The organism is Paracoccus isoporae, assembly GCF_900101865.1.
GTDB lineage: Bacteria > Pseudomonadota > Alphaproteobacteria > Rhodobacterales > Rhodobacteraceae > Paracoccus > Paracoccus isoporae.
This window is the reverse complement of the sequence record NZ_FNAH01000004.1, coordinates 218,666-244,800: the sequence shown is the minus strand read 5'-3', so window position 1 is coordinate 244,800 and position 26,135 is coordinate 218,666. Positions and strand designations below refer to the sequence as shown.

Genomic DNA, 26,135 nt, shown 5'->3' with positions numbered 1-26,135 from the left:
GCAACCACGGAGGGCAGCATGCTGGTCAAGCAGATACTTTCGCTGAAAGGAGCGGGCGCGGGCGATATCGTCACCATCGCCACCACGTCCACGGTGGCCGAGGCCGCCAAGCTGCTGGCGGAAAAGCGGATCGGCGCGGTCGTGGTGAGCGACGACGGCAGCAAGCCCGCGGGCATCCTGTCCGAGCGTGACATTGTGCGCGAACTCGGCAAGCGAGGGGCCGAGATCATGGACGGCCCGGTCAGCGGGCTGATGACCCGCAAGGTGTCCACCTGCCAGCCCGGCGAGGACACGATGGCGGTTCTGGAGCGGATGACCGAGGGGCGTTTCCGTCACCTGCCGGTGGTGGACGAGGATGGCAACATGCTGGGCATCGTCTCCATCGGGGACGCGGTGTCGGCCCGTCTGAAAGAGCTGAATGACGAAAAGGACGCGCTGACCGGCATGATCATGGGGGCCTGACGCGCGCAGTCACTTGAATTTCCCGTGTTCATCGGATCGTCTTGTTGTAACACTGGAAAGGATTGTTCATGCGCGTAGGGCTGTATCCCGGCACGTTCGACCCGATCACGCTGGGTCATGTCGACATCATCGAGCGGGCCATGGCGCTCGTCGATCGGCTGGTGATCGGCGTGGCCATCAACCGCGACAAGGGGCCGCTCTTCGATCTGGAAGAACGCGTGGTCATGGTGCAGCGGGAATGCGACGAGATCATGCGCCGGACCGGCGGCGAGATCGTCGTTCATCCCTTCGAGAACCTGCTGATCGACTGTGCCCGCGATGTGGGCGCGGGGGTGATCGTGCGCGGGTTGCGGGCAGTGTCGGATTTTGAATACGAGTTCCAGATGGTCGGGATGAACCGCGTGCTCGACGACCGCGTCGAGACCGTGTTCCTGATGGCCGATGCGGAACGCCAGTCCATCGCCTCGAAGCTGGTCAAGGAAATCGCCCGTCTTGGGGGAGACGTCTCCAAATTCGTGACGCCGGCCGTCAATGACGCGCTGATGCAGCGCTTTGCCCCTTCGGACTGACCGGCGCTTGCACGACCGCCATCCCGACGCATGAAAAAGGGGGCCGCGCGGCCCCCTTTCCGATACCGTTTCGAGACCGGTCAGCCGCCGGTCTTGGCGTGATCGGAGGCAGGCGGGGCCAGCTTCTTCGTGCCACCCTGCGACAACGGATCTTCCTGGCGCTGCACCGAGCCCTCGAAATGCGCACCGGATTCGATGGCGATGGTCTTGTGGATGATGTCGCCCTCGACCCGCGCGGTGGAGGACAGGCGCACCTTCACGCCGCGCAGCCGGCCGATGACGCGGCCATTCACGATGACCTCGTCGGCCAGAACCTCGCCGCGCACCGTGGCGCTGTCGCCGATGGTCAGTTGCCGGGCACGGATGTCGCCGTCGATCTGCCCTTCGATCTGGACATCGCCCGCGGTCTGAAGATCGCCCTTGATGGTCAGGTCCGACGACAGCACCGAAGGCGTCGTCCGGGGTGCGGGCGCGGCCGGGCTCTGCTGCGGGGCAGGGGCCTTGTCCTTCGGGGCCTCGGCCATCGGGGCCGGTTCCGATTCGGCTGCCGGGGCCGGGTTGCGATTGGGTGTTTCGGTCACGCGAGACTTAGAAAACATTCTGTGCCGCCTTGATGAAGCTCATGGGATCCACGGCCTTGCCATTGACCCGGACTTCATAGTGAAGATGCGGGCCGGTCGACCGTCCGGTATTGCCCATATCACCGATCTGCGCGCCGCGCGACACTTTCTGTCCCTGTTTTACGCGGATCTTCGACAGATGCGCATAGCGGGTTTCGGTGCCGAGCGCGTGCTCGATCTTGACGATGTAGCCATATCCGCTTTGCCGGCCGGCAAAGGTCACGACCCCGTCGCCGGTGGACAGGACCGGGGTGCCGATCGGCCCGGCCAGGTCCATGCCCTTGTGCACGCGCCCCCAGCGGGGACCGAAACCGGAGGTGAAGCGAAACGCGGATTTCACCGGCATATCCAGCGGCAGCTTGGCGCTTGCGATGCGGTAGCGGTTCACCTGGTCCAGGCTGACGATGATTTCGTCGGCGCGGGCCTCGGTCTCGCTGATGGCGGCATTGCCGCTGGTGGACACCGTCGCCTCGGTCAGCGGGCCGCCCTGGCCGGAATAACCCTTGTCGATCTGCGCGAGCAGCTTGTCGGTGTCGAGCCCGATATTGTCGAACATCTCCTGGAAAGGCACAACCGAGGCGGCAACGGCGGTTTCGATCTGGTCGAAAAGCTGGTTGTTTCGGGCCAGCAACTGCTCCTGCTCGGCCTTGGCGGCGGCGGCTTCGGCCTTGGCCAGCCGTGCGTCCTCCGTCGCGGCATCGCGGGCCTCAGCCGTGTCGCGCAGCTTGTCGTTCAGCGCGTTCAGCGCCAGATCCAGCTCGTCCTTGCTCAGCGCATCGTCTTTCGGGATGGCGGCAATCGCACTGCCCAGCTTCTGCTGCACGGCATCCAGCCCGGCTTCCAGTTCGCGCTTCTGCTGCTGCGTGGTCAGAAGCTCCGACTGGTATTTCGACACCTGGTCAAGCGCCACGGCAAAGCGGAGCTGTGCCTCCCTGGCCTCGGCCGCCCGCGCGTCACGCTCATCCGCCAGGGCCGCCAGCCGGGTTTCATAGGCCGATTGCGCACCGGCGCTCTGGCTCTCTGCACCGCCGCCGATATGGTCGTATGCCAGCAGCGCGCCCGAGATGATCGCCCAGCCCATCATCGCGACACCGCCCCCCAGCAGCCCCAGCTGCGTGAGCGGGCGCAGATAGATGACGCGGGTCGCCTGATCGGATTTCAGGGACAGGCGCTTCTCGGGCAGAAGGCGTTCAAGCGCAGTTCTCGGACGGTTGGGCAAGGCAGCTATCCCCGGCTGGTTCACAGAATTTTTCGCCGCAATTCCGCAGCTTGCGCCTTTCCGAGACCCGGCGGCCGGAAAATCCGCTTAGTGTCGTAAACAGGACACAGCATGAAGTTTCAACCGGGTTGGTAAAGCGGTTCACGGGAACGGCATAAACTCGCCAAGTGTGGCGAAAAACCGCCTATCGGGGCGTGTGATGGAACCGGGACGCAACCTTGTGGCGAGCTTGCCGGGGCGTTAGGCGGACGCTATGCAGAACGGGCTTCAGCAGCCAGGGCGGTGCCATGACGACCAGCAACGTGTTCACGATCTTTCTGGCGGTGGTGCTGCTGTTTGTTGCCGACGCGATCTGGCTGCACTGGAACCTTCCTGTCGAAATCGGCAAGCGCTTCGTCGCCTTCGTCGAATATCTGAGCTTCTGGCGCTAACCGGCGCGGTCGGGGTTTGCATCAGCAGCAAAAATCCGCATAAGCACTGCGAAACCAGTCAGCGGAGGTCAATATGGCTGTTAAAGTTGCAATCAACGGATTTGGTCGGATCGGTCGGAATGTGCTGCGCGCCATCATCGAATCCGGCCGCGATGATATCGAGGTCATCGCAATCAACGACCTCGGCCCGGTTGAGACCAATGCCCATCTCATCCGCTTTGACAGCGTGCATGGTCGCTTCCCCGGCGAGGTGACGGTCGATGGCGACACAATCGATGTCGGCCGCGGCCCGATCAAGGTCACGGCGATCCGCAACCCGGCCGAACTGCCGTGGTCCGATGTCGACGTGGTGATGGAATGCACCGGCATCTTCACCGACAAGGAGAAGGCCAAGGTGCATCTGGAAAACGGCGCCAGCCGGGTGCTCGTCTCCGCCCCGTCCAAGGGTGCCGACAAGACCATCGTTTACGGTGTGAACCACGACACGCTGACCGCCGACGACCTGATCGTCTCGAATGCGTCCTGCACGACGAACTGCCTGTCGCCGGTCGCCAAGGTGCTGAACGACACGATCGGGATCGAGCGTGGTTTCATGACCACCATCCACAGCTATACCGGCGACCAGCCGACGCTGGACACGATGCACAAGGATCTCTACCGCGCCCGCGCTGCGGCGATGTCGATGATCCCGACCTCGACCGGCGCGGCGAAGGCGGTGGGTCTGGTGCTGCCGGAGCTGAACGGCAAGCTGGACGGCGTCGCGATCCGCGTGCCGACGCCGAATGTCTCGGTCGTCGATCTGACCTTCGAGGCCAGCCGCGACACGACCGTCGAAGAGATCAACGGCGCCATCAAGGCCGCTGCCGACGGTCCGCTGAACGGGGTTCTGGGCTATACCGACCAGCCGAATGTCTCGATCGACTTCAACCACGATCCCCGCTCGTCGATCTTCGCGCTCGATCAGACCAAGGTGATGGATGGGCGTATGTGCCGCATCCTGACCTGGTATGACAATGAATGGGGCTTCTCGAACCGGATGAGCGACACGGCCGTCGCCATCGGCAAGCTGATCTGAGCCCGTCCCCGGACCCGGCAATGAAAAACGGCCCCCAAGACGGGGCCGTTTTTCTTTGCCGCATATGGCGCGCGGCAGACCGCGTCGGGCAGGTCGTCTGCTAGCGGCGTCGGGCGGTGGAGGATTTGGTCAGCCGCTTGGCATTGGCCCGCGTGCGCTTGCTGTAGGGCTTCAACCCCGCCGCCATGACCTTGTCGGGCGAGGCCCCGCGCGACGCCGCCTTGAACATCGCCAGGCCTGATTCCTGGGCCGCGTCCAGCTTTTCCTGCACCATGCGCTGCGGCTCGCTGCTCTTCTGGGGCAGGAACCCCATCATCCCGGCCAAGCGCATGCCGATCACCATCTGAGATTCGAAGGCGATATGGGCGATCTGCGTCCAGATTCGCGCCGCCTCCGACATCCCCAGTGGAAGAATACTCATTCACTCGATCCCTCTGTTCAGCGCAGTGCATTCTGCGCGTGCAATGCTGCACCTGCAAAAAGAAAAGTGCAACCTGTCGCTTTTGCAAGTCCGCTTCCCGGCTTTTCTCGGGGCGCAGCGCAGTATAATCCGGGGAGCATGAAGAAGTTCCTCACCATCCGCCGTCCCGATGACTGGCATCTGCATCTGCGCGACGGTGCGATGCTCGCGGCCGTCGCCCCGCATTCCGCTGCGTTCGGCCGGGCGATCATCATGCCCAACCTGGTGCCGCCGGTCGTGACCGGCGATCAGGCCCGCGCCTATCGCGACCGCATTTTGTCAGCGCTGCCTGAGGGTGCCGCCCTGCAACCGCTGATGACCCTGTATCTGACCGAGACGACCGATCCGGCGGATGTGGTCGCGTCCCATCGCGATGGGGTGATTTCGGCGGTGAAGCTGTATCCGGCGGGGGCGACCACCAATTCGGCCAGCGGTGTCACCGATTTCAACAAGGTGCGCCCCGTCTTGGAGGCGATGGCCGAGGCGGGCGTCCCGCTTTGCGTGCATGGCGAGGTGACCGACCCGGAGATCGACATTTTCGACCGCGAGGCGGTGTTCATCGACCGGGTGCTGGACCCGCTGCGCCGCGCCACGCCCGGCCTGCGCGTGGTCATGGAACATATCACCACCTCGGACGGGGTCGCCTATGTCCGCGACAACGCGGCGGGCGGCGCGATGGGCGGCACGATTACCACCCATCATCTCGTCATCAACCGCAACGCCATCCTCGCCGGCGGCATCCGGCCGCATTATTACTGCCTGCCGGTGGCGAAGCGCGAAACCCACCGGCTCGCCCTGCGCGAGGCCGCGATGTCGGGGCAGGGGCCGTTTTTCCTGGGCACCGATTCCGCCCCGCATCCCGACACGGCCAAGCTGCAACCCTGTGGCTGCGCGGGCTGCTTCACGGCACCGAACACCATGGCCATCCTGGCAGAGATCTTCGCGCAGGAGGGCCGGCTCGACCAGCTCGAGGCCTTCACCTCGCTGAACGGTCCCGCCTTTTACGGCGTGGCCCCGAACGAGGACCGGCTGCGGCTGACGCGGCACGACGAGCCGGTCCGGTTTCCCGAACAGATCGACGCGGGCGGCGAGCGCGTGACCGTGTTCGATCCGGGTTTCGACCTCTTCTGGCAGATGGAGTCCGCATGAGCCTGTCCTTTCCCGCCCCCGACGAGATCGCCCGGCTGACCGCCCGCGCGCTGCTGGAAATCAAGGCGGTGGATTTCAACGCCGCCGAGCCGTTTACCTATGCATCGGGTCTCAAGGGGCCGACCTATGTGGATTGCCGGCGCATCATCTCCTATCCGCGGGTGCGCGGCACGTTGATGGATTTCCTGGCCGCGACCGCTTTGCGCAATGCCGGGTTCGAGGCGTTCACGAATGTGGCGGGCGGCGAGACGGCGGGCATCCCCTTCGGCGCGATGGTGGCGGAACGGCTTGGCCTGCCGATGAGCTATGTGCGCAAGAAGCCCAAGGGCTACGGCCGCAACGCCCGCATCGAGGGGCGCATGGCGGAGGGCGACCGGGTTCTGCTGGTCGAGGATCTGACCACGGATGGCGGCTCGAAGCTCAGCTTCGTCGATGCGATCCGCGACACCGGCGCGACCTGCGGGCACACGGCGGTGATCTTCTATTACGGCATCTTCCCCGAGACGACGCAGCGCCTGGCCGATCACGGGGTGGCGTTGCACCATCTCTGCACCTGGTGGGACGTGCTGGCGGAGGCCAGGGCACAGGCGGCCTTCGACGACGCGACCCTGGCGGAGGTGGAGGCGTTCCTGTCGGATCCGCGGGGCTGGCAGCAGAGGAATTCCTGACGCCACCTGTCCGGAAAGACAGGTCTGGCGGCGCGCGATGCGGCATTTGCTGGCCTTGCGCCGCCCCGGAATTCACTTATCCCCAACGCGTCCACAGAATCTCCCACTAGATTTTCATGTCCGGTCGTTCTGGTCTGACTTATACTGTGTCATAGAGGCAGCTTCGCAGACTCAAGAACAAGACAAACGGACAGGGCAATGAGCGAGATCAGGGCGTTGCAGCAGGTGTCCCCTGCCGCCGATTCGGATGAACAGGGCGTTCCCTTCTCGATCGAGGCAGAACAGCAGCTTCTGGGGGCGCTGCTGACCAATAACGACGTGTTCGACCGGGTCAGCCAGATCCTGAAACCCGAGCATTTCTATGAGCCTGTCCACAGCCGCATCTTCGAGATCGCGGCGGAGCGGATCCGCCGCAACGCGCTCGCCAGCCCGGTCACGTTGAAGGCCTTCATGGAGGGTGATGCGGGGCTGAAGGATCTGGGCGGGCCGGCCTATCTGGTGCGGATCGCGGCGGCGGCGATCTCGGCCTATGCGGCGCGGGACTATGCCCAGATGATCCGCGAATTCGCCCTGCGCCGCGACCTGATCGCGCTTGGACAGGACATCTCCTCCCGCGCGGCCTCCGTGAGGGTCGAGGACGACGCCGAGGAGCAGATCAAGGCCGCCGAGCAGACGCTCTACAAGCTGGGCGAGCAGGGTGTGGCCGAGCGCGGCTTCCAGTCCTTCCTGAAGGCGGTGACGGGCGCGGTCAGCTCGGCCGCGGCGGCCTATGAGCGTGACGGCAAGCTGTCGGGCATCCCGACCGGGCTGATCGATCTCGACCGCAAGATGGGCGGGCTGAACGATTCCGACCTCATCATCCTGGCCGGGCGGCCGTCGATGGGGAAGACATCGCTGGCCACGAACATCGCCTTCAATATCGCGAAGCTTCACAAGTCCGGCGAACGTGCCGACGGCACGGTGGGCTCGGTCGAGGGCGGGGTCGTCGGGTTCTTCTCGCTCGAAATGTCGGCCGAACAGCTCGCGGCGCGGATCCTGTCCGAAGCCTCTGAGGTGCCCAGCCACCAGATCCGGTCCGGCGACATGAGCGAGGAGGAGTTCCGCCGCTTCGTGCAGGCGGCGAATGACCTGCAATCCTGCCCGCTCTATATCGACGACACGCCGGCCCTGCCGATCAACCAGCTTGCCGCCCGCGCCCGCAAGCTGAAACGGACGCATGGGCTGGACCTGCTGATCGTCGATTACCTGCAACTGCTGAAGGCCGCGAGTTCAAAGGACAGCCGGGTCAACGAGGTCTCCGAGATCACCCAGGGCCTCAAGGCCGTCGCGAAGGAGCTGAACATCCCGGTGATCGCGCTGTCGCAGCTCTCGCGCCAGGTGGAAAGCCGCGAGGACAAGCGGCCGCAGCTTTCGGACCTGCGCGAATCCGGCTCGATCGAGCAGGACGCCGATATCGTGATGTTCGTGTTCCGCGAGGAGTATTACAAGGAGCGTGAGAAGCCGTCCGACCATGAGCTGGACAAGCTGGCCAAATGGCAGGAAGAGATGAATGCCGTGCATGGCAAGGCCGAGGTGATCCTGGGCAAGCAGCGCCACGGCCCGATCGGCACGGTGGAACTGGCCTTCGAGGGGCGGTTCACGCGCTTCGGCAACCTGGAGAAATCGCGTCAGTCGGAATGGGACTGACCCGGACGCAGCGGAGGTGTGTCAGCCCCGTGCTGCGTCCATTCGGGCTTTGCTGCGACGTGATATGCGCTGACGGGCTGCTGCCCGCCGCGCCGCCGCCCGCCGCGCTGCCGCACCGTTCTGAACGGGGTGCGACCATCGGGCGGCATCACGCAACGGTCGCGGTTTCGACCTCGATCCGCTCCGCCGCCGCCGCCGTGTCGCTCCGCTCGATCAGGTAGAGGTCGCCCGCAGCCTCCATCCGCCGGATGGCCTGGGTGATCTCTCCCGTCGCGGCCTCGATCTCGCTGTCCTTCACCCGCCCGGCCTCCGCGATGTCGTCGCGAAGCCCATCCGCCATGCGCGAGGGCAGCGCGCCGAGGATGAAGGCGGCCGCGTCCGCATCTGCGCCGTCCCGCGCTGACAGCGCCTGGCGCAGCGTCACCGGCTCGATTTCGCGGATGATGCGCGGCACGTCGCGCGGATCGACGCGCTGCGGGATCTGGGCCCAGGTGAAGATCGCCTTGCGCAGCGCCCTGGCGAACTCGGCATTGTCCTGATCGAGCCCGTCCAGCACCTCCTCCCGCCGCGCGGAAGGGGTGAGGTTCAGGATGGCGCCGACGGTTTCGACCGGGGCATCGCCAATGGCGGGCCGCGCCATCCCTTCGGTCGCATGCAGAAGCGCCATGCCGATCCGGCGCAAGGCCGGTTCCTCGACCCGGCCCGTCAGTGACATTGCCGCCGCGATCTGCCGGGCGCGCTCGGCTGGCAGCAGGGCGAGCGATGCAGCAGAAATCGCCGCGGGCAGTTTCGAGAACAGCACCGCTGCGATCTCGGTGGCTTCGGCAGCGGCAAGCTGGGCGATCTGCGCAGGCGGCAGAGCCGCAATCCGCGCCCAGGGGTCGCTTTTGCCGGCCATGGCGGAGATGCGGCGCAACCGGTCGGTGATATCCGGCGACAGCGTGCCGCCCAGCACGTCAAGCGTCCGGTCCAGCCCGTCGGGAAAGGTCACGCCGACCTGCTCCAACGCGTCGCAGAACTCCGCCACCACCTGGTCACGCGTGTCGCGATCCACCATCCCCATCAGCGCCATTTCCTGCGCCAGCTCGGCCTGCGCGGCCGCGGGCAGGCCGCCCAGCGACAGCGTCTCGCCCTCCCCCACCAGCAGGCGCACGATCACCGCGGCCTTCTGCCGCGATGTCAGCATCGGTTCCAGCGTCATCCATCGACCCCGCATGATTCGCGAGGTCCAACATGGCAGCGATTGCTTAAATGCGGGTTAGGCGGCCTCTCCGAACACCCGCGCAAAGATCGTGTCGACATGCTTGGTGTGATAGCCGAGGTCGAATTTCTCCTCGATCTCGGCCGGGCTCAGCGCCGCCGTCACCTCGGGGTCGGCCAGAAGTTCTTCCCGGAAATCCTTGCCGTGCTCCCAGACCTTCATCGCATTGCGCTGCACCAGCCGGTAAGCATCCTCCCGCGATACTCCGGCCTGGGTCAGCGCCAGCAACACGCGCTGCGACATGACCAGACCCTTGAACCGGTTCATGTTGGCCAGCATGTTCTCGGGATAGATCACCAGCTTCTCGACCACCCCGGCCAGACGGTTGAGCGCAAAATCCAGCGTGATCGTCGCGTCCGGCGCAATGCCCCGCTCCACAGAGCTGTGAGAAATATCGCGCTCATGCCACAGCGCCACATTCTCCATCGCCGGGATCACCGCCATGCGCACCAGCCGGGCGAGGCCCGTCAGGTTCTCGGTCAGCACCGGGTTGCGCTTATGCGGCATGGCCGATGAGCCTTTCTGGCCGGGCGAGAAGAACTCCTCGGCCTCCAGCACCTCCGTCCGCTGCATGTGCCGAATCTCGATGGCGATATTCTCGATGCTGGACGCGATGACGCCCAAAGTGGCGAAGAACATCGCATGGCGGTCGCGGGGGATCACCTGCGTGCTGATCGGCTCGGGGCGCAGGCCCATCTTCGCGCAGACATGTTCCTCGACCGCCGGGTCGATATTGGCAAACGTGCCGATTGCGCCAGAGATCGCGCCGGTTGCCACTTCCTCACGAGCGGCTTCCAGCCGCGTCTTGTTGCGGTCCATCTCGGCGTAGAAGCGCGCGAAGGTCAGCCCCATCGTGGTGGGCTCGGCATGGATGCCGTGGCTGCGCCCGATCCGCACCGTGTCCTTGTGTTCCATCGCCCTCTTTTTCAGCGCCGCCAGCAGCTTGTCCATATCGGCCAGCAGAATATCTGCGGCGCGGACAAGCTGGACATTCAGCGTGGTGTCGAGCACATCCGACGAGGTCATGCCCTGATGAACGAAGCGCGCCTCCTCGCTGCCGATATGCTCGGCCAGATGGGTGAGGAAAGCGATCACGTCATGCTTGGTGACGGCCTCGATCTCGTCGATGCGGGCGACGTCGAATTCGACATGCTGCGCCTTCCAGACGGCTTCGGCATTCTCGCGTGGGATCACGCCCAGATCGGCCTGCGCGTCGCAGGCATGGGCTTCGATCTCGTACCATATGCGGAACTTGGTTTCCGGCGACCAGATGGCGGTCATTTCGGGGCGGGCATAGCGGGGGATCATCGGGGCCTCCTGTCTTTGGCCCCGTGCTTTACCCGCTGCGTTCGGTTTCTGCCAGCACGAACAGGCGGCACGCCGTGGCGAGCCCCACATCAGGCGGCCGCGCATGGTCAATCTCCGCGATCAGAGCGGCCCGCGTGCTGCCGCGTGCCTTCGCGATCCGCCCGAGCGCCCGCCAGAACGCATTCTCCAGGCTGACCGAGGTGCGGTGCCCGTCAATCGTCAGAGACCGCTTTGACGGGGTTTCCATCGGAGGCAGATCAATCGTCACGCTTGCGCCCGTCGAGATGCTGTGCCGCGCGGTCCTTGTCGGCTTTCTCCACCGCTTTCTGTGCCTTCGTCCGCCCGAACTTCACCGCGTTGGCGTCGGCCTGCTTGCGGGCTGCCTCGAGGGATTTCTGCTTGCGGACGCGGTTGAGGTTGGTGATTTGGGTCATGCAGGCCGGATAGCTAAGTTGATCGATTTTGTAGCTTGATGCATCGAGCCGCCCGCCTCAGTCCAGTCTTATGATACCGTTGATTTAAAGTCAAAAACAATATACGAACAAAAATAATACAAATGAGGAACTAAAGGATGGCATCACGTAAAGTTATCGACGCTCGTGCGGATTCCGAGGGCGACATCACCCATGTTAAACTTGAGGGCAATCAGCGGTTTACCCCTGTGAAAAAAGCCATGGAAATGGCGGACCGAGGGGAAATTGAGAATGCCCATTCGGTTCATCGCCGGAATGCCAAGCCGCATCTGCGGACAAACCCAGACAGCCAGAAGTCCAACAACCTAGACGATATGGCGGGCGATAAGTAGTTCTACCGAAAGACAATATTGAATCTCACATCCGCCCGGAATCAAGGCGCATAGCGCCGCCGGGCAGCGGCCGACCGCCCCATGGGCGGCCGCTTCTTCGCCGGTCCGCGCTGAACGGATGCACGGCGGGGATGCGCGATAAAGTGGCAGACTGAAAGGCCGGCAGCGGCAGCCCGCGGTCGGACGCTGCCCTCTGTGAGGTCCAGAAGGGAGAGGTCGGGGAATTGAAAAAGGCGCGTCCGTCAGGATGCGCCTTCCTCATTAACTATCCATCGGATCAGTCCGAAGGACCGATCATCTTCTCCGGCCGGACAATCTTGTCGAACTCTTCATCGGTCACGAAGCCCAGCCCCACGGCCTCCTCGCGCAATGTCGTGCCGTTTTTATGCGCGGTCTTGGCCACCTTGGTCGCGTTGTCGTAGCCGATGGTCGGCGCCAGGGCCGTCACCAGCATCAGCGATTCCTTCATCAGCTTCTCGATCCGCTCGACATTGGCCTCGGTGCCCACGACCATGTTGTCGGTAAAGCTCGACGCCGCATCGCCGAGAAGCTGCATGGATTGCAGCACGTTATAGGACATCATCGGGTTGTAGACGTTCAGCTCGAAATGCCCCTGCGACCCGGCGAAGCCGACCGCCGCGTCATTGCCCATCACCTGCGCGCAGACCATGGTCAGCGCCTCGGCCTGGGTCGGGTTGACCTTGCCCGGCATGATGGAGGAGCCCGGCTCATTCTCCGGCAGGATCAGTTCGCCCAGACCCGAGCGGGGGCCGGACCCCAGCAGCCGCAGATCATTGGCGATCTTGAACAGGCTGGCCGCGACGGTTTTCAGCGCGCCCGAAAAGAACACCATCGCGTCATGGGCGGCCAGAGCCTCGAACTTGTTCGGCGCGGTGACGAAAGGCAGATCGGTGATCTCGGCGATCTTGGCGGCAATTGCCGTGTCCCAGCCTTTCGAGGTGTTCAGCCCGGTGCCGACCGCCGTGCCGCCCTGCGCCAATTCGTAGATCTGCGGCAGGCACATCTTGACCCGTTCGATCCCCATGCGGACCTGATGGGCATAGCCGCCGAATTCCTGGCCCAGGGTCAGCGGTGTTGCGTCCTGGGTATGGGTGCGGCCGATCTTGATGATGTCCTTGAACTCGTCGGACTTGGCCTCAAGCGCCGCGGCCAGCTTCTCCAGCCCCGGCAGCAGCACGTCGCGGGCCTGCATGCCGATGGCGACATGCATCGCGGTCGGAAAGGTGTCGTTCGAGGACTGGCCCATATTGCAGTGATCGTTCGGGTGCACGGGGTCTTTCGATCCCATCTCTCCGCCCAGGATCTCGATGGCGCGGTTCGAGACGACCTCGTTCGCGTTCATGTTCGACTGCGTCCCCGATCCGGTCTGCCACACGACCAGCGGGAAATTGTCGTCGAACTTGCCGGCAACGACCTCGCCCGCCGCCTGCACCATCGCCTTGCCAAGCCGTGCATCCAGCTTGCCGCTGGCCATGTTCACCTCGGCGGCGGCCTGCTTGATGACGCCGAGCGCGCGGATGATGGCCGTGGGCTGGGTCTCCCAGCCGATGGGGAAGTTGCGGATCGAGCGCTGTGTCTGCGCGCCCCAGTATTTGGAGGCGTCAACCTCCAGCGGGCCGAAGCTGTCGGTTTCGGTGCGGGTGTTGGTCATATGCGGCTCCCTCGCCAATTTGCGGGGGTTTTAGCGGCCGGGGGCGGGATTCGCAATCAGTATGCGATGGTATGCCGCCCCTATTTGCGCCATTTGTCGAGGCTGACGACCTCGCCGCCCTTGGCGTCGCCGGGCCCGTCCGCCTCCTCGGCGATCTCGGCCAGTTCCAGCTCGTCCTCGCCTTCCACATCGGCGTCGTCGCTGTCATGCGTGTCGAAGCGCAGACCGAACTCCACCGAGGGATCGACGAAGGTGCGCAGCGCGTCGAAGGGCACGATCAGCCGCTCGGGCGAGTTGCCGAAATTCAGCGTGATCTCGAACCCGTCCGGGTTGATCTGCAGATCCTCGTACCAGTGCTGGATCACGATGGTCATCTCGGAGGGGTAGCGTTCGCGCAGCCAGTCGGCGATCTCCACCCCGTCCTCGCGCGTGTCGAAGGTGATGAAGAAATGATGCTCGCCCGGCAGACCGTTGCGCGCCACGTCGCCCAGCACCTCGGCAATCAGGCCCTGCATTGCGCGATGCATCATGCCGCCATAGTCGATTGCCCGCGTCATTGCGTTTCCTTCCGCCGCTTCTGCCCCCGGCAAGCCTGCCGCGATTGGGCCGAGTATAGGGATTGAACCCGGCATGAAAAGGGGGCGAGTGTGGGCATCCGGCGCAGAGCCGCTGCGACCGGAGCGCGGAGGATGCATGAATTACGAGTTGTTCCTGACATTGCTGGGCGGGCTGACACTGGCCGCGGCCATCCTGCCGCATTTCCTGCGCAAACTGCCCCTGTCGCTGCCGATGGTGCTGGTGGCGGCGGGGCTGGTCCTGCCGGTGTTCCTGCCGAAATTTCCGCAGCTCGACGTGATCTCGATGGGGGTGTTCATCGAGAAGCTGACCGAGTTCGCCGTCATCATGTCGCTGACCGGGGCCGGGCTGAAGATCGACCGCCGCATCGGCTGGCGCGAATGGGGCACGACCTGGCGCCTGCTGGCCCTGACCATGCCGCTGTCGATCGCGATGGTGGCGCTCGGGGGGCTGTGGCTGGCCGGGCTTCCTCTGGCGGCGGCGCTGCTGCTGGGTGCGGCGATCGCACCCACCGATCCGGTGCTGGCCGCCAGCGTCCAGGTCGGCAAGCCGCGTGAGGGAAATGAACCCGAGACCCGCTTTGCGCTCACCAGCGAGGCCGGGCTGAATGACGGGCTGGCCTTTCCCTTCGTCTATTTCGCGATCTTCTTGGCCCAGGACGGGTTCAGCCAGGCGATGCTGCTGGAATGGCTCAGCGTGTCGGTGCTGTGGAAGATTGCCTGCGGGGTGGGGATGGGCTTGCTGGTCGGCGCGGTCATGGCGCGGCTGGTGTTCCTGCTGGTCGATCCGGGCCGGGGCGCGCAGGGCTTCGTCGCGCTGTCGCTGACGCTGAGCGCCTACGGGCTGTGCGAACTGGCGCAGGGCTACGGGTTTCTGGCGGTCTTCGTCGCCGCGCTGACCTTTCGCGATTTCGAACGCGAGCATGACTACCACGTCACCCTGCATGATTTCGGCGAGGAGATCGAGATGATCTTCCTGGCCCTGCTGCTGCTGATGCTGGGGGTGGCGGTGGCGCAGGGATTGCTGGCGCATCTGAGCCCGGAGCTGGTGATCCTGGCCGTGCTGGTGATCACCGTGATCCGCCCGCTGGCCGGCTGGATCGGGCTGATCGGCAGCGATCTGCCGCATCGGCAGCGTGTCGCGATCTCGGTGCTGGGGATCCGCGGGATCGGGACGTTCTACTACCTGTCCTACGCGCTCAACAACGCGCCGTTCGAGATCGAGCTGGGCCGCGAACTCTGGGCGGTGAGCGGGCTGATCGTGCTGATCTCGGTGGTGCTGCACGGGATCTGGGCGCCAGGGATCATCCAGATGGCGGACCGCGATCATGAGATCAAGTAGCGCAGGCAAGGGGTTGAAAGTGCAGGATTCTGTTGCAAGGCTCCTGCGGGCCCCGCCTTACGCTGCTAGGCGCAAGGAGTTAGGTTTCGGTTACCCGAGCTGCTTACGCAGCCAGAGCCACCGGAGCACGGTTGTCGTTGGCAACTGTACAATTTGCACCGATAACGGTGGTCGCTCACCGGGACAAAGCAAACCCTTTTAGACGTTCGTCGATCCTGTTTCGGCCCCATATCCCCCCAACGAAGGCGAATGATGGTGGAGCCGCCGGGTACCGCCCCCGGGTCCGATCCGCTTATTACGAGCGCGTTTATGTCCATAGTCCGGGCGAACCCGGACGGAACGAATATAGGGGGCGCGGGGGCAGGCTGCAAGGGCGCACAGCCTGTACACCGGGTGTACACCGCGCGTACACAGGGTGTGCAGACGGCAAGCAGCAACCGCGCGGGGCGATGATGGCGGACGGGATCGGGATGGACGACACGCAACTGGCCGCAGCACTGATGGCGGCGATCGAGGATCACATCCTGCCGCTGACCCGCAAGGGCGTGGCGGCGGGCAACAAGATCTTCGGCGCGGCGCTCTTGCGCAAATCCGACGGGGCGGTGGTGCTGGCCGAGACGAATAACGAGACCGAGAACCCGCTCTGGCATGGCGAGGTGCATCTGCTCAAACGCTATCACGAGCGCCGTGACATGCCTCCGCCCGAAGATCTGATCTTCCTGACCACGCATGAGCCCTGCCCGATGTGCCTGTCGGCCATCACCTGGGCGGGGTTCGGCAATTTCTTCGATTTCTTCACCCATGAGGACAGCCGCGACAGCTTCGCCATCCCGCATGACCTGATGATCCTCAAGGAGGTCTTCACGCTCGATCCCGGCGGCTATCGGCGCGAGAACGCTTATTGGAGGGCGCGCTCGGTGGCCGAGGTGATTGCGGGTGCCGATGCGGATGCGCAGGCGGTCCTGCGGGATCGGGCCGATGTGATCCGGGCGGAGTATGACCGCCTGTCGGCGGCGTATCAGCAGGGAAAGGACGGGAACGCGATTCCTCTGAACTGAGCGCCGGCGAAGCGCGCGCGTGCTTTCCCGGCTCGGCTGTGGTGCCGGATCGGCATGGCAGGTGGGTGTGTTCTTGGCCGGGGCTTACGGGCCACCGCGCGATGATATCGAAAGATAACCGCTAGCCTGCCTGTCGCGCCATCGGCAGGCACGCGTCCCCCGCCCAAAGTCGCGCCGGTTCTGCATCTAACCCGGCAGACGCTCCGTTCCGAGCACCAGCCCTCCGCATTGCGTCATGCCTGTCCCATATGTTCCGGCAACGCCGATCCAGCTAAGCCGCCCGACAAGTTAGAAGGGCCGCGTCATGCGCGGCCCCTCCGGTTCAGAATCGGATCGCGCGGGGATCAGAACCCGGCCTTGATCTTTTCGAACTCGGCCAGCTGGCGCTCGCGCTGCTGGGGATCGTTGGGGACCTGGGCCAGCAGGGGGGCGTCGATCGGGCCCAGACCGTCCTGCACGGCGGGTTCGTCCTGGATCAGCTCCATCCCCTTGAGGTTGGAATGGCCGTAACCGATCGTATCGAGCAAGCCCTTGGCGGATTCCGGGGCGAGCCAGGCGTTGATGAAGTCATAGACCTTGTCTTCGCTGCCCAGCCCGTCCTTCATGTTGACGAAACCGCAGATGAAGCTGGAGGAGCCTTCCTCGGCCTCGCGCTGGAAGCCGACCGGGTAGTCATCCTCTTGCAGATAGACCACGCCGTCATTCCAGGACCAGGCCACATCGACCTGGCCCGAGGCCATGAGCTGGGCCTGTTCGGACGGGTCGGACCAGTAGGCCGCAACATTCTGATGCGCCTCGCGCAGCCAGTCGGCGGCGGCCTGGAACTGTTCGTCCGAGACATCGGTCCAGTCGGTCACGCCGGTCGCCAGATAGGCGAGCGCCCAGACATCATCGGCGCTGTCGGGCAGCGAGGTGCGGCCGGCGTAATCGGGGTTGGTGAACACGTCGAGGCTGGCCACGTCCTCCTCCGGCACCTCCTCGGTGTTATATGCGATGGCGGTGGCGCCCCAATCGGTGGGGATGAACCAGACGCCTTCATCGTCCCGGATCGTCTCGCTGTCCATCAGCACCGGGTCGAGATCGTCGAAACTGTCGATCCGCGCGGTGTCCCAGGGCTCGATCAGCCCGGCATCGCGGTATTTCGACACCATCTGGCTGCAGGGATGGACGACATCGGCCTGAAAGCCCGAGGCGATCTTCTGGAATGCCTCGTCATCATCGCCGTAGAACGCGAAGGTCGGGCTGTCGCCATGCTGGTCGATATAGGGCTGGAAGATCACCGGCTCCTCGAATCCCGCCCAGTCGAAGACGGTCAGTTCGGGATCGGCGGCATGTGCAGGCAGGGTGAGGGCGGGGGTGGCGAGGGCCGCGATCATCGCGGTGGAGCGCATCAGGGACATAAGCGGACGGCCTTCCGTTGGAGAATGATCCCCCGACGCTAGCGAGCGCCATTGCCCCGCGCAAGCCGCAAGCGATGTGCTTGCCATCACCGCCACGCGACCGGATCAGCGCATGCGCAGCGCCCCGTCGAGGCGGATCACCTCGCCATTGAGATATTCGCTCTCGATGATGGTGCCGGCCATGCGGGCGAATTCCGCCGGATCGCCGAGGCGGCGGGGGAAGGGCACATCGGCGGCCAGGCTGTCCTGCACCTCCTGCGGCAGGGCGCGCAGCATGGGCGTGGCGAAGATGCCCGGTGCGATGGCCACCACTCGGATGCCGTTGCGGGCCAGATCGCGGGCGACGGGCAGGGTCATCCCGGCGATCGCGGCCTTGGACGCGGCATAGGCCGCCTGACCGGCCTGTCCGTCATAGGCGGCGATGGAGGCGGTGTTGACGATCACCCCCTTCTCCTCGCCCGGATTGCGGGCCATTTCGGCGGCGGCGAGGCGGAGCACGTTGAAGCTGCCGATCAGGTTGATCTCGATGGTGCGGCGGAACGTGTCCAGCCGGTGCGGCCCGTCCCGGCCGATTGTCTTTTCACCTGTGGCGATGCCCGCGCAATTCACGCAGGCGCTCAGCCCGTCCATGGCGGCAGAGGCGGCGTCGATGGCGCGGGTGACGCTGGCTTCGTCGGTCACGTCGGTTTCGACGAATTCCGCACCGATCTCGCGGGCGGAATCCGCGCCTGCCGGATCGCGGTCGAGGATGCAGACGCGGCTACCGCGCGCGCGCAGGAAACGCGCCGTGGCGGCGCCGAGCCCCGATGCGCCCCCGGTGACGATGGCGCGTGTCTGGTCGAGTTGCATGCCGGTCCTCCCGCTGGCTGATGCGCCGCAATTATCCGCGGGGTGCGGGCGGGCGCAAGCCGTGCGGTCCCTACCACCGCCCCGAGGCGCCGCCCCCCGAGGAGGAGCCGCCGCCGAACCCGCCGCCGCGCCCGCCACCGCCACCACCGCCGCTCCACCTGCTGGGGTGGGAGCGGTGGTCGCGGTTCCGGCTGCGGCTGAGGATCTCGCCGCTGCTGCCGATCACGACGCTTTGCACACGCGGCTCGCTGGTGATCTCGGACCAGCCGCATTCGGGGCAATTTTTCTCGATCCGGTCGCGCTCCAGCTTCCAGCTTCCGTCGCCCAGATCGACGCGCAGGGGCGATTGTTCGGTGATGATGCCGCGCGCGCCGCATGTCGGGCAGCGATTCACGTTCCACCAGCTTCGGCCATAGAAGAACGCGCCAAGCAGGCCGACGAGGCCCAGGAAGCCTTCGACCACCTTGTCGGTGTTGCGCTGAAACCAGTTGAGGCGCGGGCGCGGCGGGGTGGTGCCTTGGGCATGGGGACGCGCGATCTGGTCGATCACCGCCAGCGCGCCTTCGCGCAGCCCGGCGGAATAATCCCCGTCGCGGAAGGCGGGCAGCATGGTGCCGTCCATGATCCGCTGCGCGGTATCGTCATAGCCCGCCGGGTAGCCCGCGCCGAGTTCGATCCGCGCCTCGCGGTCGTCGCGCAGGAACAGGACCATGAAGCCGTCATTGCGCTCGGCATTGCCGACGCCCCAGTCGTTGAACAGCCGCGTTGCAAACGGCTCCAGCCCGTCGGTGCCGCCATAGCGGCCGCGGTCGGTCAGGGTGACGACGGTGCCTTCCACGCCGGTCTGTTCGTTCAGCGCGATCAGCGCCTGATCGATGATCCGGGCATCCTCGCCGCTCAGGATCCCCGCCCGGTCGGTGATCGAATTCACATCCCAGTCGGGAAGGTTCTGCGCGGCACAGGGCAGCGCCAGCAGCAGCCATATGACAATGGCGCGGATCACCGCTCGATCATCTCCGGGCCGCCGGCGATGCGGTCGTCGATCCTGCCGATGGCGTCCGCGTCCTTCCCGGCATAATCCACCGCGTTCAGAATGGTCTGGATGGCGGCGATGCGGGCGCGCTTCTTGTCGTCGGAGCGGATCACCGTCCAGGGTGCGAGCTTCGTGTCCGAGCGTGTCAGCGTGTCGCGGATCGCGTCGGTATAGTCGTCCCATTTCGCCAGACCGTCCACGTCGATGGAGGACAGCTTCCACTGTTTCAGCGGATCCTTCTCACGGTCGAGGAACCGCTTGAGCTGCTCGGCCCGGCCGACATTCAGCCAGAGCTTGACCAGGATCGTGCCGTCATCGACCAGCATTTCCTCGAAATTCGGAAGCTGGTCGAAGAAATGGCCGCGCTGCTTGTCTGTGGAGAAGCCGAAGACCCGCTCGACCACGCCGCGATTATACCAGCTTCGGTCGAACAGCGCGATTTCGCCGTTCGCGGGCAGCCAGTCCACGTAACGCTGGAAATACCATTGCCGGGATTCGCGGTCGGTGGGTTTGGGCAGGGCCACGATATAGGCTGACCGCGGGTTCAGGTTCTCGCGCACCCGTTCGATCGTGCCCCCCTTGCCGGCGGCGTCGCGGCCCTCGAACACCACCACCAGCCGTTTGCCGGTCAGCGCGATGTCATGCATCATCTTGACCAGTTCGATCTGCAGCGCCTCCATGTGGTCCTGGTAGTCGCGCTTGCCCATCTCCACGCGATAGGGATAGCCGGGGTCGAGCATGTCGTCCTTGCCTGCCGTCTCGATGGCCTTGCGGATCGCCTTCGGGGCGCCTTCCTCCAGATATTTGGTGATCTCGCCGACATAGGGCAGCGGGTGGGGGGATTTGGTCTTGGCCATTCTGGGTCTCCGTCTGTCGGGGGCAGTATGGGGCGCGGGCGTTGCGGTGAAAAGGGCAGCGTGCCGCGACGATTCCGGCCCGGACCAAGCGGCGCAAACCCCGCCGCGCCTGACGGTCTTTCGGCGGGAATGCGCGATCAAATGGCTTGCGGTCCTGCCGGTCGCGTCAGCCCGCGGCCGGAGGCTGGCCCGGCTCAGCCGATGCGCCCGATCCGGGAGATGTCGTATTCCGTCGTCTGGTAGATCTCGTTGATCCAGTTGCCGTAGAGCAGATGGGCGTGGCTGCGCCAGCGGTTCGACGGGGCGCGGGACGGATCGTCATCGGGATAGTAGTTCACCGGCACGCCGATGGCCTTCCCGACCGCCACGTCGCGGTCATATTCGTCCTTCAGCGTGTCGGAATCATATTCGAAATGGTTGAACACGTAGAGCGCGCGGTGGCTCTCATCCTCCAGCAGACACGGCCCGACCTCGTCGGAGGCGAGCAGCGTCTTCAGCGCCGGGCGGCTGTCCACATCCGGCGCGCGCACCTCGGTCCAGCGGCTGACCGGGATCAGCAGGTCGTCAGAGAAGCCGCGCAGATAGGGCGAGGCGGGGGCGCGGTTTTCATGCCGGAAACAGCCGAAGGCCTTGGCGTCCAGCAGATGCTTGGGCAGGCCGTGGAAATGATGGGCCATGGCCATCCCGCCCCAGCACACGCCGAAGGTCGAATGGACATGGCTCTGCGTCCAGTCGAAGACGCGGCGCAGCTCGTCCCAGTAGGTGACCTGCTCGAAGGGCAGATGCTCGATCGGGGCGCCGGTGATGATGAGACCGTCGAATTTCTCTCCCGTCGCCTCCACCTCGCGGAAGGGGCGGTAGAAGCTGGCCATGTGATCGGCGGCGGTGTTGCGGCTTTCATGCTCCGACATGCGGATCAGTTGAAAGTCGATCTGCAACGGTGTCGCCCCGATCAGCCGGGCAAACTGGTTCTCGGTCTGGATCTTCTTGGGCATCAGGTTCAGCAGCCCGATGCGCAGGGGCCGGATATCCTGCATCGCCGCCCGGCCCGGCGACATGACCATCACGCCCTCATCCGACAGGATGTCGAAGGCGGGCAGGTCATTGGGCAGGGTGATCGGCATGTCTCAGTGGTCCTTGCGGTCGATCGCGCGGGCGATCAGCATCTCGAAATCGGCGGGGCTGCGCACCCCGGTTACCTCCTCGGCGGTGACGGTGACGCCGCGCCGCGCCATGGCGGAATAGCGGGGCTGACGGCTCTCAAGCGCGCTGGCATAGGCCCAGCGGATGAAATCATCGGGGTCCACCTCGTCCTCGCGCAGCCCCTTTTCCATCCGGTAATTGACCCAGGCGCGATCCAGGAATTCGGGCAGGTAATACATCGGCTTGGGCGCGCGGTCGAAACGGCGCACGAGTTCCTCTGTATGGGCGTCGCTGCCCTTGATCCAGACCATCAACAGCCGGGATTCGAGCGCCGAGAGGACGGGATCGCCGGGATCGTCGGGGTCCACAACCTCGCAGATCGAACCGGAGGTGTCGCAGATGAAATTCGGCAGACGGTAGATCTCGGCCGCGCGGTCGATGAAGTCGCCCGTGTCCAGCAGGGCCGCGATCTCGGCCGCGCGGTGCTGGTTCTGGCGGCGCATATATTCGTCGAATTCCAGCCCGCCGCGGGTCGGGCTGCCGGGCTTGCCGAGATAGGTCGAAAGCGGCGCGAGATTGTCGAAGGTGATGTTCGAGGCGATATAGACGCTGTCCGACATCAGCAATTCACGCAGCAGCGGCAGCTTCATCGCCTCGCGCTTGAAGTTGTCGGCGATGTATTCGCCCATGTAGCGGGTGCCGATGCGGTAATCGATGCTGTAGTGGAACCAGTCGCCCGATGCGCGCAGCATGTTCGACAGGTAGGTCTTGCCCAGCCCGGACATGCCGAACAGCAGCGCCCGCTTGCGCGTGGTGTGCAGCCAGTCCTGCCCCGTCCGATAGATCATGCCCGTCCCGACCCCGATAATGGCGTGCCGCCGTCGCCGGGCAATCTAGGCACCGGACGCGCAAGAGAAAAGCCCCGCGAGGAGCGGGGCTTTTGCGGGATTGCCGATGCGGGGTCGGATCAGAACCGGTAGCCCACGCGCAGACCCAGGCTGACCGCGTGGTTGTCGGTCATTTCGGCGCGGGCGGTGTCGGGGGTGCCGGTCTCGGGCTGCGCATCACCCAGCTTGGTGTAGTTGATGCCGCCGGTGATCTTCCAGTTGTCCTGGGTGTAGACGCCGGCCAGCGTCAGGCCCAGACGGCCATTGCTGGGCGCGAGAGGCGAGACCAGGTCGTCGCCCTCGGGCTCATAGCTGATCGAGGCGGAGCCGGACCAGTTCTCGGTGAAGCGGCGGCCGACGCCCAGCGTGTAGGTGGTGGTGTCTTCCAGCGAGACCAGACCACCGCCGGTGACCTGCACGAATTGCTGCGGATCGACGGTGAAGTCGGACCATTTCACATGGCGGATCTGACCGAAGACCAGCGTGTCGGCGGCAACGCCGGTCTGGAAATCCAGCACCAGGGCCGAGGGCGTCTTGACCTTGGTGGTCGAGCTGGCATTCAGCAGCGGCAGCGAGGGCAGCGGACCGGGCCCGTCGGGATCGACCAGCGGGCCGGTTTCGGTGGTGCCGAAATCATGCTCGATCTCGGAATAATAGGTCAGGGCCACGCGGGCCGCGATCTCCGGCCGCTCCCAGGAGACGCCGGCCAGCCAGCCGGTGGCGCTGTCATTGTCCAGCCGCGCGCGGTAGCCGGAGACCGGGCCGTAAGCTAGGCCCGACAGGCTCACATCGCCCGAGGCCTTGGTCATGCGCAAACCGCCGTGAACCGCGAAGGCATCGTTGAACTTGTAGCGGCCGATGGCCGAGATATGGGCGCTTTCGACATTCGCCTTGGTGCCGCCCAGCATCACCGAGCCGCCCTGCGCCGCGGTCGGATAGTCGACATCCGCGCCGTAGGGATGCTCGACGATCACCGCGCCCGACAGCTTGTCGGTGAACTGGTGCTTGTAGCCGAAGCCGACGACGTTGAAGTCTTCCGCGACGCTGCCGGTGGGCGAGCCGCCGAAGATGGCCAGGTCGTTGCCATCCACTTCCGGCTTGGTCAACTGGGCGTTGAATTCGAGATAGTTGCCCTCCTCGAACAGGATGCCGATCGACTGCGTGGAGCGCTCGATCCCGCCTGCGAAAACGGGCGCGGCGCTGATGAGTAGCGCGGTTGCACCGGCAATAGTCTTTTTCATTCCTTATTTCCTCCCTAGGCGGCATGTGCAGCCGCGAAACTTCTGGCCCTCAGGCATCTGCAATCCACAGTAGCCTGCGCCGGAAACCCGTCAATTCTTACGATTATATGACGTGACGTTCACCTGTTCGTGTTGTTAACCATCGTGTCGCGATGGCAACGGTTGGGGTGATCCGGGGCAAAATGTTACGTTAGGTAAAGCAGGATATTATCGGGTGACGCACCGGAAGGGCGGGCGGTGAGGCGGGGCGGAGGACGCCGCGCCGGGGGGCGGGGCGAGCGATTCGCTCTTGACCTCTGGCGCGGGGCCGTGATGCCGGGACGGGGCGAAGGATCACGCCGGGGTTGCCGCGACATTTCAAGGGGGTGGACAAAACCGGTGCGAGGTGAAAAGGGGAACTGCCAAACGAACCCCCGAAAGGATGGCTGCGATGCAGATTCGTGAGGCGCTCACCTTTGATGATGTTCTTCTGGTTCCGGCGGCATCCAGCGTGATGCCCTCCACCGCCGATGTCTCGACCCGCGTCACGCGGTCGATCCGCATGAACATCCCGCTGCTCAGCTCGGCCATGGACACGGTGACGGAAAGCCGCATGGCGATCGCGATGGCCCAGTCGGGCGGGATGGGGATCGTGCATCGCAACCTGACGCTGGAGCAGCAGGCCGACGAGATCCGGCGGGTGAAACGCTTTGAATCCGGCATCGTCTACAAGCCGATCACGCTGCGCCCCGACCAGACCCTGGCCGATGCCAAGGCGCTTCAGGACCGCTACAACGTCACCGGGTTCCCGGTGATCGACGAAGCCGGGCGCGTGCTTGGCATCGTGACCAATCGCGATATGCGCTTCGCCAGCGAGGACAACACCCCCGTCCGCGCGATGATGACGGCGGAGAACCTGGCCATCCTGCGCGAGCCGGCCGACCGCGGCCAGGCCATCGCGATGATGAAGGAGCGCCGGATCGAGAAGCTGCTGGTCACCGATGACCGGGGCCATCTGACCGGGCTGCTGACGCTGAAGGACACCGAAAAGGCGGTGCTGAATCCGCTGGCCTGCAAGGATGATCTGGGCCGTCTGCGCGTGGGCGCAGCCTCGACCGTGGGCGATGAGGGGTTTGCGCGCAGCGCGGCCCTGGTCGATGCCGGGGTCGATATGGTGGTCATCGACACCGCGCATGGCCATTCCGAGGGCGTGGCGCGCGCGGTCGAGAAGCTGCGGGCGCTGTCGAATGACGTGCAGATCGTCGCGGGCAACATCGCCACCGGCGCGGCGGCGCGGGCGCTGATCGACGCCGGGGCCGACGCGGTGAAGGTGGGGATCGGGCCGGGCTCGATCTGCACGACGCGGGTGGTCGCGGGCGTGGGCGTGCCGCAACTGACCGCGATCATGGATGTCGCCGGCGAGGCCGGGGATGTGCCGGTGATTGCCGATGGCGGGATCAAGTTTTCCGGCGATTTCGCCAAGGCCATCGCGGCGGGCGCGAGCTGCGCCATGGTCGGCAGCGCCATTGCCGGGACCGATGAAAGCCCCGGAGAGGTCATCCTGTACCAGGGCCGCAGCTTCAAATCCTATCGCGGGATGGGCAGCCTGGGCGCGATGGCGCGGGGATCGGCGGATCGCTATTTCCAGAAGGATGCGGCGACCGACAAGCTGGTGCCGGAAGGGATCGAGGGGCAGGTGCCCTATAAGGGGCCGGTCAGCGCGGTGGTCCATCAGATGGTGGGCGGTCTGCGCGCCGCGATGGGCTATACCGGCAATGCGACGGTCGATCAGATGCGCGGCGGCTGCAACTTCGTGCGCATCACCGGGGCCGGGCTGAAGGAGAGCCATGTCCATGATGTCCAGATCACCCGCGAGAGCCCGAATTACCGTCTCGGCTGATCGCGGTTAACGGCACCGCGCGTTGCCCGTCCTCCCGCGACGGGGTGCGCCTGCCGGAACCCCAGCAATTGCTGGAAAACTTATGGCACGGCGCGTGCACCGCCTGTGCACTGGGCGTACACAGGCTGTACACCGGTTGCGCGCTGTTGCGCGGTGAAACCGTCATTTCTGGCGGATGGCGCGGTGAACCAGAGGTCGGGGCCGGGCGTCCATCTGCGACCCGGCCGGGCGATTGCGCGCCTTGTGTCCGGGTTTTGCGCCGGGTCCGGCGCGCTGCCTCGGGGAAGTTTTGTCTTGCCCGGAGCAGGAATGTCCTTATAAATAACCGAACGGTCGGTCAGGGAATTGGAGCCGGGCCGGGCGAAGGGGGAACGCGCATGGCCGGAGCTTTCGGAATTGCCGCGCCGGACGGGGCCGTGCCGCGCCGGACCCTGCCGCGTCAGTTCGGGTCGGGTGTTGGCGTTTGCGGCGATTCCCCCCATGTTG

At 65.1% G+C, this 26,135-nt stretch carries 27 protein-coding genes and 1 other RNA gene; 11 read left to right on the top strand and 17 right to left on the bottom strand.

Annotated features, from left to right (window positions below; translation table 11 throughout):
• The first annotated feature begins 18 nt into the window (after nt 1–18).
• Together BLT73_RS09115 and coaD are read left to right on the top strand one after the other, a co-directional pair.
• On the top strand, nt 19–462 hold the full coding sequence (locus BLT73_RS09115) for a CBS domain-containing protein (protein WP_090523049.1): 444 nt from the start codon (nt 19–21) through the stop codon (nt 460–462).
• Between the two features lie 68 nt (nt 463–530).
• Entirely contained in the window at nt 531–1,031 is a 501-nt protein-coding gene (gene coaD / locus BLT73_RS09110; RefSeq protein WP_090523047.1) for a pantetheine-phosphate adenylyltransferase, read from the top strand.
• An 80-nt stretch (nt 1,032–1,111) separates the two neighbouring features.
• Here coaD and BLT73_RS09105 read toward each other — a convergent pair whose 3' ends face one another.
• Nucleotides 1,112–1,630 carry a bactofilin family protein gene (locus BLT73_RS09105; protein ID WP_090523045.1) on the bottom strand — a complete coding sequence of 173 codons (519 nt, stop codon included), beginning with the start codon at nt 1,628–1,630 and terminating at the stop codon, nt 1,112–1,114.
• On the bottom strand, nt 1,620–2,870 hold the full coding sequence (locus tag BLT73_RS09100; protein ID WP_090523043.1) for a DUF5930 domain-containing protein: 1,251 nt from the start codon (nt 2,868–2,870) through the stop codon (nt 1,620–1,622). Before BLT73_RS09100 ends, BLT73_RS09105 begins: the two co-directional genes overlap by 11 nt.
• A gap of 287 nt (nt 2,871–3,157) precedes the next feature.
• Between BLT73_RS09100 and BLT73_RS17290 the strand changes: the two genes are divergently transcribed.
• Both BLT73_RS17290 and gap read left to right on the top strand, forming a co-directional pair.
• Complete coding sequence (locus BLT73_RS17290; RefSeq protein WP_176805014.1) at nt 3,158–3,301, top strand: hypothetical protein; 144 nt, start codon at nt 3,158–3,160, stop codon at nt 3,299–3,301.
• 73 nt (nt 3,302–3,374) lie between these two features.
• Nucleotides 3,375–4,376, top strand: a complete 1,002-nt coding sequence (gene gap, locus BLT73_RS09095) for a type I glyceraldehyde-3-phosphate dehydrogenase (protein ID WP_090523041.1) — start codon at nt 3,375–3,377, stop codon at nt 4,374–4,376.
• A gap of 100 nt (nt 4,377–4,476) precedes the next feature.
• Here gap and BLT73_RS09090 read toward each other — a convergent pair whose 3' ends face one another.
• Nucleotides 4,477–4,797 (bottom strand): hypothetical protein, encoded by a 321-nt coding sequence (locus BLT73_RS09090; protein ID WP_090523039.1) that lies wholly within the window; start codon nt 4,795–4,797, stop codon nt 4,477–4,479.
• A gap of 138 nt (nt 4,798–4,935) precedes the next feature.
• Here BLT73_RS09090 and pyrC point away from each other — a divergent pair, with 138 nt between their 5' ends.
• The 3 genes from pyrC to BLT73_RS09075 all read left to right on the top strand — a co-directional run bounded on the left by pyrC (nt 4,936) and on the right by BLT73_RS09075 (nt 8,339).
• Entirely contained in the window at nt 4,936–5,985 is a 1,050-nt protein-coding gene (pyrC, locus tag BLT73_RS09085; protein WP_090523038.1) for a dihydroorotase, read from the top strand.
• Nucleotides 5,982–6,653 carry an orotate phosphoribosyltransferase gene (locus BLT73_RS09080; protein WP_090523036.1) on the top strand — a complete coding sequence of 224 codons (672 nt, stop codon included), beginning with the start codon at nt 5,982–5,984 and terminating at the stop codon, nt 6,651–6,653. Before pyrC ends, BLT73_RS09080 begins: the two co-directional genes overlap by 4 nt.
• Before the next feature lie 198 nt (nt 6,654–6,851).
• Nucleotides 6,852–8,339 (top strand): replicative DNA helicase, encoded by a 1,488-nt coding sequence (locus BLT73_RS09075; RefSeq protein ID WP_090523034.1) that lies wholly within the window; start codon nt 6,852–6,854, stop codon nt 8,337–8,339.
• Nucleotides 8,340–8,487: 148 nt separating this feature from the next.
• On the opposite strand, the gene BLT73_RS09070 is transcribed toward BLT73_RS09075, so the two are convergent.
• Genes BLT73_RS09070 through BLT73_RS09055 form a run of 4 tightly spaced genes read right to left on the bottom strand, consistent with a single transcriptional unit; the run spans nt 8,488 to nt 11,342 of the window.
• Nucleotides 8,488–9,540 carry a FliG C-terminal domain-containing protein gene (locus BLT73_RS09070; RefSeq protein ID WP_090523032.1) on the bottom strand — a complete coding sequence of 351 codons (1,053 nt, stop codon included), beginning with the start codon at nt 9,538–9,540 and terminating at the stop codon, nt 8,488–8,490.
• 57 nt (nt 9,541–9,597) lie between these two features.
• Entirely contained in the window at nt 9,598–10,908 is a 1,311-nt protein-coding gene (gene purB, locus BLT73_RS09065; RefSeq protein ID WP_090523030.1) for an adenylosuccinate lyase, read from the bottom strand.
• 28 nt (nt 10,909–10,936) lie between these two features.
• Nucleotides 10,937–11,155: a ribbon-helix-helix domain-containing protein gene (locus tag BLT73_RS09060; protein WP_090523028.1), complete on the bottom strand. Its 219-nt coding sequence runs from the start codon at nt 11,153–11,155 to the stop codon at nt 10,937–10,939.
• 10 nt (nt 11,156–11,165) lie between these two features.
• A complete protein-coding gene (locus BLT73_RS09055; protein ID WP_090523026.1) occupies nt 11,166–11,342 on the bottom strand; it encodes a DUF4169 family protein in 177 nt (58 codons plus the stop codon).
• Between the two features lie 137 nt (nt 11,343–11,479).
• On the opposite strand from BLT73_RS09055, the gene BLT73_RS09050 reads away from it, so the two are divergent.
• Nucleotides 11,480–11,713: a DUF3892 domain-containing protein gene (locus tag BLT73_RS09050; RefSeq protein WP_090523024.1), complete on the top strand. Its 234-nt coding sequence runs from the start codon at nt 11,480–11,482 to the stop codon at nt 11,711–11,713.
• Between the two features lie 277 nt (nt 11,714–11,990).
• Here the strand turns inward: BLT73_RS09050 and fumC are convergent, their stop codons facing one another.
• Together fumC and BLT73_RS09040 are read right to left on the bottom strand one after the other, a co-directional pair.
• Nucleotides 11,991–13,385, bottom strand: coding sequence for a class II fumarate hydratase (fumC, locus tag BLT73_RS09045; protein WP_090523022.1), 1,395 nt, complete (start codon nt 13,383–13,385; stop codon nt 11,991–11,993).
• Nucleotides 13,386–13,465: 80 nt separating this feature from the next.
• Nucleotides 13,466–13,942, bottom strand: coding sequence for an SspB family protein (locus BLT73_RS09040; RefSeq protein ID WP_090523020.1), 477 nt, complete (start codon nt 13,940–13,942; stop codon nt 13,466–13,468).
• 136 nt (nt 13,943–14,078) lie between these two features.
• Between BLT73_RS09040 and BLT73_RS09035 the strand changes: the two genes are divergently transcribed.
• Entirely contained in the window at nt 14,079–15,302 is a 1,224-nt protein-coding gene (locus BLT73_RS09035) for a cation:proton antiporter (protein ID WP_090523017.1), read from the top strand.
• 18 nt (nt 15,303–15,320) lie between these two features.
• Here the strand turns inward: BLT73_RS09035 and ssrA are convergent.
• Nucleotides 15,321–15,677, bottom strand: a transfer-messenger RNA (tmRNA) gene (gene ssrA, locus BLT73_RS09030).
• Between the two features lie 95 nt (nt 15,678–15,772).
• Here ssrA and BLT73_RS09025 point away from each other — a divergent pair.
• Nucleotides 15,773–16,360: a nucleoside deaminase gene (locus BLT73_RS09025; RefSeq protein ID WP_090523139.1), complete on the top strand. Its 588-nt coding sequence runs from the start codon at nt 15,773–15,775 to the stop codon at nt 16,358–16,360.
• Nucleotides 16,361–16,704: 344 nt separating this feature from the next.
• Here BLT73_RS09025 and BLT73_RS09020 read toward each other — a convergent pair whose 3' ends face one another.
• The 7 genes from BLT73_RS09020 to BLT73_RS08990 all read right to left on the bottom strand — a co-directional run bounded on the left by BLT73_RS09020 (nt 16,705) and on the right by BLT73_RS08990 (nt 23,770).
• Nucleotides 16,705–17,760 carry an ABC transporter substrate-binding protein gene (locus tag BLT73_RS09020; protein WP_090523015.1) on the bottom strand — a complete coding sequence of 352 codons (1,056 nt, stop codon included), beginning with the start codon at nt 17,758–17,760 and terminating at the stop codon, nt 16,705–16,707.
• A 105-nt stretch (nt 17,761–17,865) separates the two neighbouring features.
• Entirely contained in the window at nt 17,866–18,609 is a 744-nt protein-coding gene (locus BLT73_RS09015) for an SDR family NAD(P)-dependent oxidoreductase (protein ID WP_090523014.1), read from the bottom strand.
• Between the two features lie 70 nt (nt 18,610–18,679).
• Nucleotides 18,680–19,612 carry a TPM domain-containing protein gene (locus BLT73_RS09010; RefSeq protein WP_090523012.1) on the bottom strand — a complete coding sequence of 311 codons (933 nt, stop codon included), beginning with the start codon at nt 19,610–19,612 and terminating at the stop codon, nt 18,680–18,682.
• Complete coding sequence (gene ppk2, locus BLT73_RS09005; RefSeq protein ID WP_090523010.1) at nt 19,609–20,499, bottom strand: polyphosphate kinase 2; 891 nt, start codon at nt 20,497–20,499, stop codon at nt 19,609–19,611. Before ppk2 ends, BLT73_RS09010 begins: the two co-directional genes overlap by 4 nt.
• Nucleotides 20,500–20,693: 194 nt before the next feature.
• Complete coding sequence (locus BLT73_RS09000; RefSeq protein WP_090523008.1) at nt 20,694–21,623, bottom strand: homoserine O-succinyltransferase; 930 nt, start codon at nt 21,621–21,623, stop codon at nt 20,694–20,696.
• Nucleotides 21,624–21,626: 3 nt separating this feature from the next.
• Nucleotides 21,627–22,490, bottom strand: coding sequence for an ATPase (locus tag BLT73_RS08995; RefSeq protein ID WP_090523006.1), 864 nt, complete (start codon nt 22,488–22,490; stop codon nt 21,627–21,629).
• A gap of 119 nt (nt 22,491–22,609) precedes the next feature.
• Nucleotides 22,610–23,770, bottom strand: a complete 1,161-nt coding sequence (locus BLT73_RS08990; RefSeq protein ID WP_090523004.1) for an OmpP1/FadL family transporter — start codon at nt 23,768–23,770, stop codon at nt 22,610–22,612.
• A 430-nt stretch (nt 23,771–24,200) separates the two neighbouring features.
• Here BLT73_RS08990 and guaB point away from each other — a divergent pair, with 430 nt between their 5' ends.
• On the top strand, nt 24,201–25,649 hold the full coding sequence (gene guaB, locus BLT73_RS08985; protein WP_090523002.1) for an IMP dehydrogenase: 1,449 nt from the start codon (nt 24,201–24,203) through the stop codon (nt 25,647–25,649).
• Nucleotides 25,650–26,135 lie beyond the last annotated feature (486 nt).